This window comes from Actinoallomurus sp. CA-150999, assembly GCF_050942425.1.
In the GTDB taxonomy this organism is placed as follows: domain Bacteria; phylum Actinomycetota; class Actinomycetes; order Streptosporangiales; family Streptosporangiaceae; genus Actinoallomurus.
The window spans coordinates 7,820,626-7,835,609 of the sequence record NZ_CP192063.1 but is presented as its reverse complement, the minus strand read 5'-3'; the positions used below and the strand labels follow the sequence as shown (position 1 = coordinate 7,835,609).

Below are 14,984 nucleotides of genomic sequence, written 5' to 3'. Positions count from 1 at the left end.
TCGTCGGCTCCGTCACCGGCCCTCCTCCTCGCGCCAGGTGCGGACGGCGGCCTGGTAGGCGGCCTCGTCGCCGGCCAGGAACCGTTCGCGGAACGCCGTCCAGGCGGCCGGGTCGCCGGCCGCCGCGACGTACGCCTTCTGGAACGTCTCGTCGCGTGCGTGGTCGGGTTCGCAGGCGGTGAAGTGCGCGCCGTTCGGGGTCTCGACGACGCCGGTCACGTGGGACCGGCTGATCAGCAGGCTCTGCACCGGGCCCTCCTTGAGCAGGTCGGCGGTCTCGACGAGGCGTTCGCAGGAGATGTACGTCCGGGTCGCCGCCTTGGCGTACAGGTCGTCGAAGTACGGGTCGGGGCCGAGGTACTGCCCGTTGCCGCGGCGGTCGGCGCGGTTCAGGTGGACCAGGGCGACGTCCATGGTGAGCGCGGGCACCGCGATGAGCTCCTCGCCGTCCTCGTACGGGGAGCGGACCGTCTTCAGCTCCGGGTTCACCCGCATGACGTCGGACCCGAGCCCCGCGCGGGTGGGCAGGAACGGCAGCCGGTGCGCGGCGGCGTACAGGCCGAACATGAACATTCCCTCGTCGTACTCGGTGAACGCGATGGCGCCGCGCTGGCGGGCCTGCCGGAAGTGCGGTTCGAGGGGGATCGAGTCGAGGGTCGCGAACGGGGCGATGACGCGGCGGACCTTGCCGTACGCGCAGAGCAGGCCGACGTCGGGGCCGGCGTACGAGACGACGGTCAGGTCGGTGAGGTCCGACCGGCAGATCGCGCGGACCAGCGCCATCGGCTTGCGCCGCGACCCCCATCCGCCGATGCCGACGGTCATGCCCGGTTCGAGGGCGCCGACGACGTCGTCGACCGTCATCTCCTTCACGATCGCCGTCCCTTCTCGTCCGAGGCCGAGACGAAGGCGGCGCGGTGCCGGTCACCGGCGCCCGCCAGGTTGAGTTCGAAGGTGAAGCCCTGCTCGAACCGGTAGCTGCGCTTCGGGTCCACCGGGTCGATGCCGTTGAGCGACTCCTTGGCCCGGCGGATGACGTACGGGTCCTTGGCGGCGATGTCGCCGGCGACCTCCAGGGCCCTCTCACGCAGCCCGGTCACGGGCACGACCTCGAGCACCGACCCGTGCCGGTGCAGTTCGTCGGCCGTGACCGTACGGCATGTGTAGACCATCGCCCGCACGAGGTGCTGCGGCACCAGCCGGGCCAGGTGGGTGGCCGCGCCGAGCGCGCCGCGGTCGACCTCGGGGAGGCCGAAGTAGGCGTCCTCGGAGGCCACGACGATGTCGGCGTTGCCGGCCAGGCCGATGCCGCCGCCGAGGCAGAAGCCGTGCACGGCCGCGATGACGGGCACCGCGCACTCGTACACGGCGGCGAACGCCGCGTAGCAGCCGCGGTTGGCGCCGAGCAGCGCGGTGTGCCCCTCGGTGGCCTGCATCTCCTTGATGTCGACGCCCGCGTTGAACCCTCGTCCTTCGGCGCGGAGCACGACGGCGCGGACGTCCGGGTCGCGGCCGGCGGCCAGGACCGCGTCGGCGAGGTCGTGCCAGCCCTGGACGGTCAGCGCGTTGACGGGCGGAGCGTCCATGACGATCTCGGCGACGCCCGGGTCGTGAACCGTGGTGGAGATGCCCATGCGCTACCTTTCCACCAAACATTTGTTAGAAGTAACGTAGCAGAGCGAGGAAGGGGGCGCGATGCCGCACACACTCGATCTCAGTGGCAAGGTCGCCGTCGTCACCGGGGGAGTGCGCGGGGTCGGCCTGGGCGTCAGCCGGGCGTTCCTCGACGCGGGCGCCGAGGTCGTCGCCGTCGCGCGCCGCAGGCCGGACGAGCTGCCGCCGGGCCTGGGCTTCACCTCCCTCGACGTGCGCGACGCCGCCGCCGTACGGGACTTCGTCGAGGGCCTCGACCGGCTCGACGTCGTCGTCAACAACGCGGGCGGCACGCCCCACCTGCCCGCCGCCGACGGCGACCCCCGCACCCACGCCAAGATCATCGAACTCAACCTGATCGCGCCGCTCCTCGTCGCCCGCGCGGCCAACGCGGTCATGCAGCGCGGCGACGGCGGATCGATCATCATGATCGGCAGCGTCAGCGGCGTGCGCCCGTCGCCGGGCACGGCGGCGTACGGCGCGGCGAAGGCGGGCCTGGACAACCTCACCCGCAGCCTGGCCGTCGAGTGGGCGCCGAAGGTGCGCGTCAACGCGGTGACCCTCGGGATGGTCCGCACCGAGCGATCCGAGCTGCACTACGGCGATGAGGCGGGGATCGCCGCCGTCGAGCGGACCGTGCCCCTCGGCCGGCTGGCCGACCCGTACGACGCCGGGGCGGCGTGCGTCTTCCTCGCCTCGGACCTGGCGGGCTACGTGAGCGGTGCCGGCCTGCTGGTGCACGGCGGGGGAGAGCGCCCCGCCTTCCTCGACGCGGCCAACGCGAACCACGAGAACAGATGATCCGCGTTCCGTCGTCGTCGACTCGGCCAACACGAACCGGGAGAACAGATGATCTGTAAGGACCGTGTCGTCATCGTCACCGGCGCCGGGCGCGGGCTCGGCCGTGCCCACGCCCTGGAGTTCGCCCGGCAGGGGGCCGCGGTGGTGGTGAACGACATCGGGGTCGGCCTCGACGGGTCGGGTGGCTCCTCGGGGCCGGCGGACGAGGTCGTCGCCGAGATCCGGGCGCTGGGCGGGAAGGCGGTCGCCGCGCCGTACGACATCGCGACGTCCGGTGGCGCGGAGGCGCTGGTGCGGACCGCCCTCGACACGTTCGGCCGGCTGGACACGCTCGTCTGCAACGCCGGGTTCCTGCGCGACCGCATGCTCGTCAACCTGTCGGAGGAGGAGTGGGACGCCGTCGCGCGGGTGCACCTCAAAGGGCACTTCCTCCCGCTGAAGCACGCGGGCCTGCACTGGCGGGCCGAGGCCAAGGCAGGCCGTCCGGGGACCGGCCGGGTCGTCACGACCTCCTCGGGCGCCGGGCTGCTCGGCAGCGTCGGCCAGGGCAACTACGCGGCGGCGAAGGCGGGCATCGTCGGGCTGACGCTGGTGGCCGCGGCCGAGTTGGGACGCTATGGCGTACTGGTCAACGCCATCGCGCCCGCGGCCCGTACGCGCATGACCGAGCAGGTGTTCGCCGCGACGATGGCCGCTCCGGAGGACGGCGGCTTCGACGTGATGGCGCCGGAGAACGTCTCGCCGCTCGTCGCCTGGCTCGGGTCGGCGGGCTGCGACGTGACCGGCCGGGTGTTCGAGGTCGAGGGCGGTCGCGTCTGCGTGATGGAGGGCTTCCGGCACGGCCCCGCCGCCGACAAGGGAGCTCGCTGGGACCCCGCTGAGGTCGGGCCCGTCGTCCACGGCCTGCTGGCCGACGCCGCACCGCCGGAGCCCGTGTACGGTGCCTGATTCAACGGATTTTCCGCGAGAGTGAGGGGTTTTTCACAGCCTGTACGTCACCGGGGCGAAACGTGGCTGTCCTATAGTTAGTTAGCACTAAGCAACATTTATGCTGACGAAGCATTAGGAGCGCACTCCCGATGACAACGGGCGCCCACGCGACGGGCCGGGCAGAGCACCGCGCCCTCGGGTCCGGGTACAAGTGGATCGCGCTGTCGAACACCACGCTCGGCGTGCTGATGGTCATGATCAATCAGTCGATCGTGCTCATCGCGCTGCCGAACATCTTCGACGGCATCGGCCTCAACCCCCTCGACCCCGGAAACACCAGCTACCTGCTGTGGATGATGATGGGGTTCATGGTCGTCACCGCGGTGCTGGTGGTGTCCTTCGGCCGGCTCGGCGACATGTACGGCCGGGTCCGGATGTACAACCTCGGCTTCGCGGTCTTCACCTTCTGCTCGATCCTGCTGTCGGTCACCTGGCTGCACGGGTCCGCCGCGGCGCTGTGGCTCATCGGCTGGCGGATCGTCCAGGGCATCGGCGGCGCATTGCTGTTCGCCAACTCCACCGCCATCATCACCGACGCCTTCCCGGCCACCCGGCGCGGCATGGCCCTCGGCATCAACGCGATCGCGGCCATCGCCGGATCGTTCATCGGACTCGTCCTCGGCGGCGTCCTCGGGCCGGTGAACTGGCACTACATCTTCCTGGTGTCGGTGCCGTTCGGCGTCTTCGGGACCTTCTGGGCTTACATCAAGCTGCATGACGCGGGGGTGCGCAAGAAGGCCCGGATCGACTGGTGGGGCAACCTGACTTTCGCGATCGGCTTGATTTCTGTTCTCGTTGGCATCACATACGGCATCCAGCCGTACAAAGATCACACCATGGGATGGACCAACCCGTGGGTTCTCACCGCACTGATCGGCGGCGCGCTCGTGCTGTGCGTCTTCGTCTTCATCGAGACGAAGATCTCCGAGCCGCTGTTCAACCTGTCGCTCTTCCGGAACCGCACGTTCTTGGCGGGCAACCTGGCGAGCCTGCTCACCGCGCTCGGCCGCGGCGGCCTGCAGTTCATGCTGATCATCTGGCTGCAGGGCATCTGGCTGCCCCAGCACGGCTACAGCTTCGAGGACACGCCGCTGTGGGCGGGCATCTACATGATCCCGCTGACCGTCGGCTTCCTGGTGTCGGCGCCGCTGTCCGGACTGCTGTCGGACCGGGTCGGCGTCCGGGCGTTCACCGCGGGCGGCGCCCTCGTCACGGGGGTGAGCTTCCTGCTGCTGCTCACGATCCCGGTGAACTTCTCGTACTGGGTGTTCGCCGTCCTGCTGGTGGTCAACGGCATCGGCTCCGGCATGTTCGCCTCCCCGAACCGCGCCGAGATCATGAACGCCGTCCCGGCCGACCAGCGGGGCGTCGGGGCGGGCATGATCGCGACCTTCCAGAACGCCGCGTCCGTGCTGTCCATCGGCATCTTCTTCAGCCTCATGGTCGCCGGGCTGTCCCACAGCCTGCCGTCCGCGCTGCAGAGCGGCCTGACCGCGCAGGGCGTTCCGGACCAGTCGGCCCAGGCCATCTCGCACCTGCCGCCGATCGCGGTGCTGTTCGCGGCGTTCCTCGGCTACAACCCGATGCGGCAGTTGCTCGGCCCCGAGCTGAACCGGCTGCCCGCCGACCACGCGTCCTACCTCACGGGCCGCAGCTTCTTCCCGCACCTGATCACCCAGCCGTTCCATGACGGCCTGACGATCGCCTTCTGGTTCGCCATCGCGGCCTGTGTCGTCGCCGCGATCGCGTCCCTGCTGACCCAGCGGAGCAGGCGCGCCCGGAAGGCGGCCGAGCACGAGTCGCTCGGCTCGGAGCTGGCCGGGGTGACCGGGGAGGCCGGCCTGGCGCTCAGCGAGCCCACGGTCCCGCAGATGGTCCGGTCGGCGCACGCGCAGCCCGCCGCCGAGCGGGCCGTGTTGAACGGCCGGACCGGGCCGGTCGTCGCGGGACTCGTCCACGACGGGGCCGGCGCACCCGTCGAGGGTGCCGCCGTCACGGTCACCGGCCCCGACGGGCACCAGCTGGGCCGGGCCGCCACCGGGCCGGACGGCCGGTACGCCATCGCGGTCACCGCCGGCGACCACCTCGTCATCGTCACCGCGACCGGTCGTATCCCGCAGGCCGCGACCGTCCTGGTGGGCGAGGCATCGGTGGTCCGGGACTTCCCGCTCGTCCCCGACACGGTCCCCCCGTCCGGGGAGATGGCCGGCGTCGTACGATCCCCGCACGGCTTCCCCATCAGCGGGATCACCACCACCGTCACCGATGAGAACGGCGAGGTGGTGGCGACCACGGTCACCGACGAGAACGGGGCATACCGGATCACCGGCCTGGTCGACGGGAACTACACGCTGGTCGCGGCCGGCCACCGGCCGGTGACGCACACGGTCGAGGTCGCGCCGGGCGCCCCGATCACCGTGCGTGTGACGTTGGGCGACTGACCATGGACGCCGCAGAGACGGAACGAGGGGAGGGGGACGACATCGTGGACGAGTCCGCCGCGATGGCGGGGCGGCTCCGCGTCGCCCTCGTCGACCTCAACCGCGGGCTGCGCAAGGACTGGCCGGCCCAGCTCACCCCGAGCCGCCTGTCCGCGCTCACCACCATCGCCACGAGCGGCCCGCTCCCCGTGGGGGAGCTCGCCCGGCGGATGTCGGTCAGCACGCCCACCGTCTCGCACATCGTCGACGCGCTGGTGAAGCTCCAGCTGATCACCCGCCGGTCCGATCCGCGGGATCGCCGGGTGTGTCGGCTGGCCGTCAGCGACGCAGGCGACGAACTGCTCGACGAACTCGGCCGGCGCAGCACCGGGTTCCTCGCCGATCGGATCCGGCGGCTGCCGACCGACCAGCGGGTGAACCTCGCCGCGGCGCTGCCCGCCCTGGAGACCTTGGCCGCCGCGCCCGACCGGCCGCGCAGCGAAGGAACGGCCAGTCACACCCGGCACCCCTGGGTGCCGGCACCCCACGACCGGTCCGAGCGACCCACGAAAGAAGACAGGGATGACTGAGAACACGGCGCTCAGCGAGACGCTCACCGTCTTCGGCACGGTGCGGCGGACGGAGGGACCACCGGTGGCCGACGCGGTGGTCACCCTCGCCGACATGGCCGGTCGCAAGATCGGTTCCGCGTACACCGGGATGGACGGGGAGTACCGCCTCAACGTCACCAAGGGCGGCACGTACCTGATCATCGCCTCGGCGCCCGGTCACGAGCCGATCGCCTCGCTGGTCGCGGTCGGGGAGGGCACCGTCCGCCACGACATGACGATCGCCGGCGTCGGCGGGCTCATCGGCATCGTCCGGATCTCCGGCACCCGCGAGCCGGTCGCCGACGCCACGATCACCGTCACCGACGTCCAGGGAGACGTGGTCGGAACGGCGCGCAGCACCGACGGCGGCGGCTTCTCCTTCATCAGCCTCCCCGAAGGCAGCTACACCCTCGTCGCCTCGGCCCGCGGGCAGCGGCCGGTGGCCGCCGCCGTGACGGTCCGGCAGGGCACGCAGACCCGGCGCGACCTCGAACTGCTGGCACGGGGCACGCTGAACGGCGAGGTGTGGCTGCACGACCGGCCGTACGACGGGGCGCGCCTCACCCTGATGGACGAGGCGGGGAGCATCGTGGGAACGGCCGTGAGCGGCGTGAACGGCGAGTTCTCCTTCGGCGACCTCGACCCGGGGACGTACACGCTCGTCGCCGCGGGCCACGGCCCCGCCGCCGTCCCCGTCCAGATCACCGGCGGCCGGTCCGTCGAGTCCGACGTCACACTGACCGCCTGAAAGGGGCTGCTCCGTGAATCCCGCGAACGTCACCGTCACGGCCCGGATCGTCGCCCCCGGAGGCTGGCCGGTCGAGCACGCGATCCTCACCCTGACCGACGCCACCGGCCGGCAGGCGGCCCGCACCGCGGTCGAGACGACCGGCCGCGCCGTCCTCGAGGGCGTCGCGCCGGGCGCCTACACGCTGATCGTCTCGGCTGCGGGCCACCAGCCGGAGGCCCGCACCGCGGTCGTCGGCCCGAACGGCCTCGACCTCGGTGACATCGAGCTCACCGGGGCGGGCGGGCGCCGGCTCCCCGACCCGGGCGTCTGGGACATCGACCCCGTGCACTCGTCCGTTCAGGTGCGCGCCCGCCACCTCGGCCTGGCCAGCGTCCGCGGGCGGATCGCCGAGTTCAGCGGTCACGCGGTCGTCACCGACCCCGTGGAGAACTCCACCGTGGAGGTCACCCTGCGGGCCGCCAGCGTCGACACCGGCAACGCCGACCGTGACACGCACCTGCGCAGCAAGGACTTCCTGTACGCCGAGGCGTTCCCCGACATCGTCTTCCGGAGCAAGGGGCTGCGGCAGCTGGCCGACGACCGGTGGGCGATGGACGGCGAGCTGACCATCCGCGGTGTCACCCGCCCGATCACGCTGGACACCACGTACCTCGGCATGGGGCCGGACCAGTGGGGCGGCGTACGCTGCGGCTTCCACGCGGTGACGGAGCTCAACCGCGACGAGTTCGCCGTCGACTGGAACCAGGCGGTACGGGTCGGGATCGCCGCGGTCGGCGGCACCCTGCAGGTCGAGCTCGACATCGAGATCGTCCAGCGCTGACCCGGCGGGGCTTGTCCCACGGGCCGAGCTCGGCCTCGTGACGGTCGTGTGCCGAGCGGTCGACGGTGTCACGGGTCGAGCTCGGTCTCGCGACGGTCGTGTGGTGTCGCGGATCGAGCTCGGCCTCGCGACGGCCGAGTGCCGACCGGCCGCCGACCGCTTGTACTACAGGGCGTAGTACTGTCTTCGTCCGAAGGCAGAAGGAGAAAGGCTGACGCGTGGTCCACGCCCTGGCGGTGTCACTGATCATCGGCGCGCTCGTGCTCGCCGGTCTCGCGCTCGTGACCGCCGCCCTGAACCGCCGGGTCGGCGTGCTGCTGCTCGGCGCGGCCGCCGTGGGAGAGGCCGGGCTGCTCGTCCAGGTGGTCTGGGCGATCGTCCGGCTCGCCGGCGGTGCGCGGCCGACCGGGGGAATGGCGGTCTTCATCGGCTACCTCGCCGGGTCGCTGGTGATCCTGCCCATCGCCGCCCTCTGGGGGCTGGGGGAGCGCAGCCGCTGGGGTCCGGTCGTGGTGGCCGCCGGCTTCCTGGTGACCGCCGTCCTGATCGTCCGAATGCAGCAGGTGTGGCATGGCTGAGCGTGAGGACGGCCGTCCCGTGGCAGACGCCGAGCAGCCCGCGCGCCGGTCCGGGCCGGGACGAGTACTGATCGCCGTGTACGGCGTGTTCGCCCTCGCCGCCACGTCGCGGGCCGGCGTGCAGATCGCCACGCGGTTCCATGAGGCGCCGGTCGCCTACCTGCTGTCGGCGTTCGCCGCCGTCGTGTACATCCTGGCCACCGTGACGATCGCCCGCTCGGGCCGTACGTCGCATCGCGTCGCCGTCACCTCCTGCACGATCGAGCTGATCGGCGTGCTCGCGGTCGGCACCTACAGCCTCACCGACCGCGCAGCCTTCCCCGACGCGACCGTGTGGTCCGGCTTCGGCAGCGGGTACGGCTTCGTGCCGCTCGTGCTCCCGGTGCTCGGGCTGCTGTGGCTCCGCCGCACCGCCCCGCGCTGAATCGGCGGGGTTCCGGGGTCAGTCGTCGCTGGGGAGCCTGGCCTCGCCCGCCGGCCGGCGGACCGCGGTCTCGACGAGCTTGCCGACCTGCGCTGCGGGAACGACGACTCCGGGAGTCTGGAGAGTCCAGCGGAGGAAGGCCTCGACGCTCATGGCGGGGATCTCGCCGAGATAGGGCCTGATGTACACCGGTGTGTCCGGTTCACTGCGCCAGCTGTCGGCGAGCGTGCCGATGTCCACCGCGTCATAACCGAGGACGTCCAACAGCCGGGCGGCCTCTGCCTTGGCCTCCGCGTCGTCGCCGGCGATGGGCAGGGCGCTGCGGTCCGGCGCGCCCGTGGGCCGGGCGAGAGTGAACAGCTGGTGCGGGGTGATGGTGTTGAACGCCTTGACCACCTGGGAGGCCGCGAGGTGGCGCTGCATCAGGGCACTGGACGTCAGTTCGCCGGCGTCCAGTTCGGCCAGCCGGCCGTCCCGCTCGGGGTAGTAATTCGCCGTGTCGAGCACCGTCTTGCCGGCCAGGGCTTCGGCGGGGAGGTGTTCGTAGGCCTTCAGCGGGATGGCCGCCACCACCAGGTCCGCGGCGCGTGCCGCTTCCGCCGGTGTGGCCGCCCGGGCACGTCCGCCCAGCCCGGCGACAAGGCCGGCGAGTGTCTCAGGCCCCCGCGAATTACTGAGGACGACCTCAAGGCCGGCCGCGACGGCCAGGCGGGCAATGGCAGAACCGATCATTCCGCTGCCGATGAGTCCGAGTGTTCGGGACACGCTTTCTCCGTTCGTGCGGGTGGATGTCGTGGAGAGCCGTCGGCGGCGACCGGCGCGGCAAGGGCCGCCCCCGTCGCGCGAGTGGCTCGCCTGACAGCGTGGAACCGCCGCGACCGCCCGACCAGGCCCGTGCTCTGCGTACTCACGGCATGATCACCTTCCGCGCGCGCAGACGTAGGGTTGTCGCGTGGACGACCGGGCCGAGCTGAGCGAGTTCCTCAAGTCACGCCGTGCCCGGCTGCGCCCGGAGGACGTCGGGCTGCGCGACTACGGCGGAGTGCGCCGGGTCGAAGGCCTGAGGCGTGAGGAACTGGCCCGGCTGGCGGGTGTGAGCATCGCCCACTACACGCGTCTGGAACAGGGCAAGGGCGACAGCGTCTCGGACGAGGTCCTGGACGCCGTCGGCGTGGCGCTGCGCCTGGACGCCGACGAACTGGCCTACCTGCACCGGATCGCACGGCGCCCCCCGCCGTGCACGGGGGCCACGGCCTCGGAAGTGCCTGCGAGCTTCCGCCACCTGCTGGAGTCGTTCGTGCTGACGCCGGCGCTCGTGGTCGGCCGGCACACCCAGATCGTCGGCTGGAACCGGCTCGCCGTGGCGGTGTTCGGTGACTTCCCCGCGCTGCCGCAGAACCGCCGCACGCTCTCGCACCTGCTGTTCACCGAGCCGTACCTGCGCGAGCTGTACCGCACCGGTTGGGAACGGGCGGCGCACGAGCACGTGGGTCATCTGCGCGTCCTGCTCGGACGGTATCGCGGGGACTCCGGACTCGCGGCGCACATCGACCACATGCGGGACCTGAGCGCGGACTTCGCACGGATGTGGGCCGAGCACCCGGTCGCGCGGGTCCGGTCCCGGACGTGCGTGCTGCACCACCCGGTCGTGGGCGAGCTGACCCTGCACGGCGAGCTCATCGCGCTGCCCGACGAGCCGTCGTGCTGCGGGCTGGACCTGTTCGCCGCCGAGCCGGGCTCGGCGTCCGAGCAGGCACTGCGGAAGCTCGGGAGCCGGTGAGCCGACGTCACCAGCGGGCGAGCGGCCGGGGCGCCCACCAGGCGCGCGCGCCGAGCAGGCGCATCGTGGCGGGGACGAGCAGCCCGCGTACGACGGTCGCGTCGACGATGCTCAGGCCGGCCTGCCGTGCCCGGTCCACGAGGCCGTCCAGGGCGACCGGCAGGTCCGTCGGCGACGATCGCGATGACCAGGCCCACGCCGGCGGTTCCGCAGGCCCGGACCGCCGCGGCGACGTCGGCCGGGCCCTTGGGGAAGGCCACCCCATGCCGACCATCTTCATGAAGGCATGCTCACCTCCATCCGCGGGCCCGCACGCGCAGTGCGAAGACGGCGCAGGCGGCGGCGAACGGGAGCTCAAGCGTGAGGCCCATCACGATGGAGGTCGGCCGGTAGCCGGGCCGGGCCGTCATGACGTCGAACCAGACATCGGCGAGCATCAGCGCGGCCAGTCCGGCGGCGGTCAGGGCGGCCCGCCCGTCCCGCCGCCAGGCCAGCCACCCGGTGAGCGCCATGCCGACGGTGAGCAGCAGGTCGAAACCGATCCAGAGCGGACGGACGTCGGCGGAGGCGTAGAAGCCGAGCAGCACGGTCCACACCCCGACGGCGAGGGCCCCGCCGAGGAAGACGAACGCCGCGGCGGCGCCGTCCCGATGGGCGGAACCATCCAGGGGAAGAGGGAGACGGCGGCGCGGCCGTCGGTGGGCCATGTGTGTCGTCATGCCGCCAACCTTTCGCCGCGGCACCGCCGCCCGCCTCGGCCGGACGGCCCGACCCGGCGGCCGGTCGTAGGAGGTCTCCTCCTCCCGGAGGAGGACGGGGACGAGCGATGTCAGGCCGTACGCTCGGCGCCGTGGAGATCCTCTGGTTCCGTCGCCTGGCCGGGCGAGGACGCGGCCAGATCCGGGCCGTGCTGCTCGGGCGCGGGTTCGGCCAGATGCGGGCCGTGCTGCTCGGAAGTGGGTTCGGCCAGATCCGGGCCGCGCTGCTCGGGCGCGGGTTCGGCCCGACGCGGGCCGTCCTGCTCGCCTGCGCGCTCGGCTACCTTCTCCTGCACCGGTCCGGCGCTCCCGCCACCCGGACCGACTGGGCGTTCGCGCTGTGCTCTCTCGCCTTGGGGGCCGCAGGCGGGCGGTTCCCGCTCACCGTGGCGCTCGGCCAGCCGGTTCTGCTCGCCCTGGCCGAGGCGTTCGGCGACGCGCCGCCGATCGGCATCAAGATCATGGCGAGTGTCGCGCTGTTCGAGGTCGCGCTCCGCCGGTGGGGCGTTCCGGCCGTGCTCGTGGCGACGGCGCTCACCGCGGTCTATGCCGCGATAAGCCTGCCGGGTGACGTCCCCGCGCTGCTGTACAAGGTGGCCGCCGTCGTGGGCGGCCCCGTCCTGCTGGCGGCGTACGTCCGCTCCCTGGAGGAGGTCGCGCGCAGCGCCCAGGCGCGGGCGGCCGAGGCCGAACGGGCCGCCCGCATGAGCGAGCGGACCGCCATCGCCCGCGAACTGCACGACATGGTCGCCCACCACATGGCCTCGATGGCGCTCCGCGTCGGCGTCGCCCGCCACGTCATCCCGCGTACCGACCCGAGGGTGACGGAGGTCCTGGACGACGTGCACGCCAGCGCGTCCAGCGCCCTCGCCGACCTGCGCCGCCTGCTCACCGCGCTCCGCGACCCGGACGACCCGGGCCGCCTGCTCACCGAGCCGACGGACCTGCCGGTCGCCCTCGACGGCCTCGTGGACCGGGCACGGCAGGCCGGCCTGAGCGTCGACTCCTCGATCGCCCCGGAACTCGCCGGGCTCGACGCCGTACGCGGCCTGACGCTGCTGCGCCTCGTCCAGGAAGGGCTCACGAACGTCGTCAAGCACGCCGGACGCCAGGCGTCCGTACGGATCGACGCGGCGATGACGGGGGACGGCGCGGTCAGCCTGGAGATCAGCAATGACGCGGCCGGCGGATCCCCGGCCATCGGCGGCACCGGGCACGGCCTGCTCGGCATGCGCGAACGCGTGGACCTGGTCGGCGGTAGCCTCCAGGTCGGCCCCACCACCGACGGCTGGCGGCTGTCCGCCCTGCTGCCACAGGAGCGGTCGTGAGGACGGGGAGGGCGGCGTGATTCGGGGCCCTGATCGGCGAGGGCCGGCGTCTCATGCGCAGGGGAGGGGCCGCGTGAGCCAGGTGCTGATCGTGGGTGGTCGGCGTCTCGCCGAGCCGGTGGGAGTCGCGGCGTGATCCGGGTGCTGATCGTGGACGACCAGCATCTGGTGCGCGCGGGCCTGCGGATGCTGTGCGAGTCGACCGACGACATCGAGGTGGCGGGCGAGGCCACCGGCGGGGCCGAGGCCGTACGCCTCGCGGCGCGTCTCGCGCCGGACGTGGTCATCATGGACCTGCGCATGCCGGGAATGGACGGCATCGCCGCGACGACGCGGATCCTCGGTGAGCGGCCCGCGACGCGCGTCGTCGTCCTCACGACGTTCGACGACGACGATCATCTCTACCCGGCGCTCGCGGCGGGCGCCTGCGGCTTCCTCGCCAAGGATGTCGCACCCGAGACGCTCGTCGACGCGATCCGGCGCGCCGCGGACGGGGACAGCCCGTTCAGCACGCCGGTGCTGCGGCGGCTCGTCGCCCAGGCGGTCGGCGCCCGCCAAGAGGAGCCCGCCGTTCCCGACCTGGACCTGACCGGCCGGGAGCGCACCGTCTTGACCCTGGTCGCCGAGGGACTGTCCAACGCGGAGATCGCCGACCGGCTGCACATCGGCGTCACCACGGTCAAGACGCACGTGGCCGGCCTCATGACCAAGACCGGCTGCCCGAACCGCGTACGCCTGGCGGTCTTCGCCGCCCGCAACGGCCTGACCTGACGGCGCCCGCGCGTCGGGCTGGAGCGTGTCCGACGAATCCCGTCGTAGCGAGCGCCGTCCGGACGCCGCGCGGCCGGACAGCGGATTTGTCGGACAGGCTCCTAGAGGCCGTGGGTGCGGCGGAGGCGTCGGGTGCTGATGACGCCGACCGGCACAGGGGCCCAGAAGGTCATGGCGCGGAACAGCAGCACGCCTTCGGCCGCCTGACCGGTCGGGACGTGCGCGGCCGCCAGCGCGGCGATCAGCGCCGCCTCGGTCGACCCGACGCCCGCCGGTGTCGGGATCGCGGCGCCGGCCGTGGCGCCGATCAGGTAGACGGCGAGGAACATGCCGAAGTCCCGGCCGTCCGTCCCGGGGATGGCGAGCAGGCTGGCCGCGAACGCGAGCGCGAGCGCCGCGTGCGCGCCGGTCGATGCGATGACCGTCGCCAGCAGGCAGCGGGGCCGGTGCAGGAGGTGCCGCAGCGACCGGCCGACATCGGTGATCGCGGCGCGCGTCCAGGCCCGGCCACGTGGCCAGCAGAGCACGATCAGGGCCGCCAGGAGCACCGCGCCCCCGACAGAGGCCAGGACCGGCACGATCACCCCGGAGTGCCGGGCGACGATCCGGTCGAGGCGGATGGTCGGTGCCGCCGGGTCGCCGAGACCGTTCCACACGCCGACGGCCACGGCGACGAGACCGAGCTTCGTCACGCCGCGTACCAGACTGGCCGCGGCCATCGCCGCCGTCGCCTCGCACATCGGCAGGCCGCGCCGGGTGAGGTACCGGCAGTTGACGGCCGCCGAGCCGAGCCCGCTCGGGGCGAGCCGGTTCGCCGCCGCACCCGCGAACTGTGCCGCCGTGACCTCCCACAGCCCGAGCCGCCGGCCGGACACGCCGTCGGCGGCGGCGCGTACGCCGAGCGCCGACGCGAGGTAGTGCAGTGTGGTCAGCGCGGCGATCGCCGGCACGAACCCCCATTGGACCCGGCTCGCGCCGGAGGACACCGCACCCGCCCAGCCGCCCACGTCGACGTCGTCGACGACGTCGACGTCGGCCAGGTGGGCGCCGACGGCCACCCCGCAGAGCGCGGCGGCGAGGAATCCGGCGACCATCCAGTTGCGCGCCGGGAACCGGGCCACGGCCGACCCGTCGATCCGCTCCACGTCCACGAGAGGCTGCCGCTCGACGAGAGACTCGGACACCCGCCTGCGAGTGAGGATGCGTCGGCTCATGGCCTCAACCTTCCCCGCCGGATGGAGCAATGGTGAAACACGGGATGAGGGGCGGCTGACGTGATGGGTTCCTCCAGGTCCGCCG

16 protein-coding genes and 1 pseudogene are annotated in these 14,984 nt (G+C 72.5%); 11 read left to right on the top strand and 6 right to left on the bottom strand.

Features of this window, described 5'->3' with window-relative positions; translation table 11 throughout:
• Nucleotides 1-12 precede the first annotated feature (12 nt).
• The gene (locus ACQP2O_RS36235; protein ID WP_433191263.1) at nt 13-864 is read right to left on the bottom strand and encodes a CoA transferase subunit A; all 852 of its coding nucleotides are present in this window, start codon (nt 862-864) and stop codon (nt 13-15) included.
• A gap of 5 nt (nt 865-869) precedes the next feature.
• A complete protein-coding gene (locus ACQP2O_RS36230) occupies nt 870-1,634 on the bottom strand; it encodes an enoyl-CoA hydratase family protein (protein ID WP_433173125.1) in 765 nt (254 codons plus the stop codon).
• Nucleotides 1,635-1,695: 61 nt separating this feature from the next.
• Here ACQP2O_RS36230 and ACQP2O_RS36225 point away from each other — a divergent pair, with 61 nt between their 5' ends.
• The 8 genes from ACQP2O_RS36225 to ACQP2O_RS36190 all read left to right on the top strand — a co-directional run bounded on the left by ACQP2O_RS36225 (nt 1,696) and on the right by ACQP2O_RS36190 (nt 9,048).
• Nucleotides 1,696-2,454: an SDR family oxidoreductase gene (locus tag ACQP2O_RS36225; protein WP_433173123.1), complete on the top strand. Its 759-nt coding sequence runs from the start codon at nt 1,696-1,698 to the stop codon at nt 2,452-2,454.
• Nucleotides 2,455-2,502: 48 nt separating this feature from the next.
• Nucleotides 2,503-3,402 carry an SDR family oxidoreductase gene (locus ACQP2O_RS36220; RefSeq protein ID WP_433173121.1) on the top strand — a complete coding sequence of 300 codons (900 nt, stop codon included), beginning with the start codon at nt 2,503-2,505 and terminating at the stop codon, nt 3,400-3,402.
• 131 nt (nt 3,403-3,533) lie between these two features.
• Nucleotides 3,534-5,885 (top strand): MFS transporter, encoded by a 2,352-nt coding sequence (locus ACQP2O_RS36215; RefSeq protein WP_433173119.1) that lies wholly within the window; start codon nt 3,534-3,536, stop codon nt 5,883-5,885.
• 2 nt (nt 5,886-5,887) lie between these two features.
• Complete coding sequence (locus ACQP2O_RS36210; RefSeq protein WP_433173117.1) at nt 5,888-6,454, top strand: MarR family winged helix-turn-helix transcriptional regulator; 567 nt, start codon at nt 5,888-5,890, stop codon at nt 6,452-6,454.
• The gene (locus ACQP2O_RS36205; protein WP_433173115.1) at nt 6,447-7,223 is read left to right on the top strand and encodes an MSCRAMM family protein; all 777 of its coding nucleotides are present in this window, start codon (nt 6,447-6,449) and stop codon (nt 7,221-7,223) included. Before ACQP2O_RS36210 ends, ACQP2O_RS36205 begins: the two co-directional genes overlap by 8 nt.
• 13 nt (nt 7,224-7,236) lie before the next feature.
• A complete protein-coding gene (locus tag ACQP2O_RS36200; protein WP_433173113.1) occupies nt 7,237-8,046 on the top strand; it encodes a YceI family protein in 810 nt (269 codons plus the stop codon).
• A gap of 218 nt (nt 8,047-8,264) precedes the next feature.
• Nucleotides 8,265-8,624 carry a hypothetical protein gene (locus tag ACQP2O_RS36195; protein WP_433173111.1) on the top strand — a complete coding sequence of 120 codons (360 nt, stop codon included), beginning with the start codon at nt 8,265-8,267 and terminating at the stop codon, nt 8,622-8,624.
• Nucleotides 8,617-9,048 (top strand): hypothetical protein, encoded by a 432-nt coding sequence (locus ACQP2O_RS36190; RefSeq protein ID WP_433173109.1) that lies wholly within the window; start codon nt 8,617-8,619, stop codon nt 9,046-9,048. Before ACQP2O_RS36195 ends, ACQP2O_RS36190 begins: the two co-directional genes overlap by 8 nt.
• Nucleotides 9,049-9,066: 18 nt before the next feature.
• Here the strand turns inward: ACQP2O_RS36190 and ACQP2O_RS36185 are convergent.
• Nucleotides 9,067-9,816: pseudogene (locus ACQP2O_RS36185) on the bottom strand (NADPH-dependent F420 reductase); the annotation flags it as partial.
• A 184-nt stretch (nt 9,817-10,000) separates the two neighbouring features.
• Here ACQP2O_RS36185 and ACQP2O_RS36180 point away from each other — a divergent pair.
• On the top strand, nt 10,001-10,828 hold the full coding sequence (locus ACQP2O_RS36180; protein ID WP_433173107.1) for a helix-turn-helix domain-containing protein: 828 nt from the start codon (nt 10,001-10,003) through the stop codon (nt 10,826-10,828).
• Nucleotides 10,829-10,835: 7 nt separating this feature from the next.
• Here ACQP2O_RS36180 and ACQP2O_RS36175 read toward each other — a convergent pair whose 3' ends face one another.
• Together ACQP2O_RS36175 and ACQP2O_RS36170 are read right to left on the bottom strand one after the other, a co-directional pair.
• Entirely contained in the window at nt 10,836-11,108 is a 273-nt protein-coding gene (locus ACQP2O_RS36175) for a hypothetical protein (RefSeq protein ID WP_433191556.1), read from the bottom strand.
• Nucleotides 11,109-11,118: 10 nt separating this feature from the next.
• The gene (locus tag ACQP2O_RS36170; RefSeq protein WP_433173105.1) at nt 11,119-11,547 is read right to left on the bottom strand and encodes a hypothetical protein; all 429 of its coding nucleotides are present in this window, start codon (nt 11,545-11,547) and stop codon (nt 11,119-11,121) included.
• A gap of 131 nt (nt 11,548-11,678) precedes the next feature.
• Between ACQP2O_RS36170 and ACQP2O_RS36165 the strand changes: the two genes are divergently transcribed.
• Complete coding sequence (locus ACQP2O_RS36165; protein WP_433173103.1) at nt 11,679-12,914, top strand: sensor histidine kinase; 1,236 nt, start codon at nt 11,679-11,681, stop codon at nt 12,912-12,914.
• Nucleotides 12,915-13,046: 132 nt separating this feature from the next.
• The gene (locus ACQP2O_RS36160; RefSeq protein WP_433173101.1) at nt 13,047-13,685 is read left to right on the top strand and encodes a response regulator; all 639 of its coding nucleotides are present in this window, start codon (nt 13,047-13,049) and stop codon (nt 13,683-13,685) included.
• Between the two features lie 101 nt (nt 13,686-13,786).
• Here ACQP2O_RS36160 and ACQP2O_RS36155 read toward each other — a convergent pair whose 3' ends face one another.
• Nucleotides 13,787-14,899 (bottom strand): lysylphosphatidylglycerol synthase transmembrane domain-containing protein, encoded by a 1,113-nt coding sequence (locus tag ACQP2O_RS36155; RefSeq protein ID WP_433173099.1) that lies wholly within the window; start codon nt 14,897-14,899, stop codon nt 13,787-13,789.
• Nucleotides 14,900-14,984 lie beyond the last annotated feature (85 nt).